Raw genomic sequence first — 972 nt, 5'->3', positions numbered from 1 at the left:
GCACACCATCCATATTCCTTATACGTTTTATTTGGAGTCGCTCAATTACTTCTCCAACACGCAATATGAAGATCGCTACGGAAAATCGCCAAAGACTGGTGCATTAGATACCTTATTACACACTTTGCTGCATGAAGCTGGGCATGCGTACATCGAGGATCAAAGCATCCCTGTGTTGGGGAAAGAAGAAGATGCCGTTGACAATTTCGCCACTATTTTACTGATCGACTATTTAGACGATGGCGCCGATATGGCCATCAGTGCCGCCGACATGTTTGCGTTTGAGTCCGATGACAGACCCGACTATTACGATTTCGGCGAGTACATTGACGAACACAGTTTTGACCTGCAGCGTTACTTCTCCACTTTGTGCTTGGTGTATGGCAGCGATCCTGAACAGTACAAATCGTTACTCGACGAAGTTGAAAAAGACTACCTTCGAGATCGCAAAGACTTCTGCCAATACAATTACGAAAACATTCGCACTAACTGGCAGCACTACCTGCAGCACAATGAACCCAAAGAAGCATCGACACGTAAAAACAGCGAGAAACCATCAAGCAGCCCCAATGCAATGACGAATTGATATGACTAAACTGACTATTTTCTACGACGGCACTTGCCCACTGTGCGCCAAAGAGATGAAGGCATTACGCCAACACGATCATAAGCAAGAGATAAACACCGTTGATATTTACAGCGACGCTTTTTCGGCCTACCCGCAAATCGACCCTGATCGTGCCAACACCATTCTGCATGCCTTGGACAACCAAGGGAATTTACTCCTCGGGCTGGATGTGACCTACCGAGCTTGGCAGCTTGTTGGACGAGGTTGGTTGTATGCACCGCTGCGCTGGCCACTCATCAGACCTGTTGCGGACTGGCTTTATCTGCGCTTCGCCCAAAATAGGTATCGCATCTCATATTGGTTAACGGGTACTTCTCGTTGTAATTCTAGCCGCTGCTCTCGGT

The 972-nt window shown here is 47.5% G+C and carries 2 protein-coding genes; both read left to right on the top strand.

Annotated features, from left to right (window positions below):
- Nucleotides 1–586, top strand: a 586-nt coding sequence (locus R7E78_RS24845) for a DUF4344 domain-containing metallopeptidase (protein WP_318058437.1), incomplete at its 5' end; no start/stop codon positions are given.
- Nucleotide 587: 1 nt separating this feature from the next.
- Nucleotides 588–972: thiol-disulfide oxidoreductase DCC family protein (locus R7E78_RS24840; RefSeq protein WP_025817978.1), on the top strand; the 385-nt coding region annotated here is incomplete at its 3' end.

This window comes from Vibrio sp. YT-19(2023) (assembly GCF_033337395.1).
This window is presented reverse-complemented; position numbering and strand designations above follow the sequence as displayed.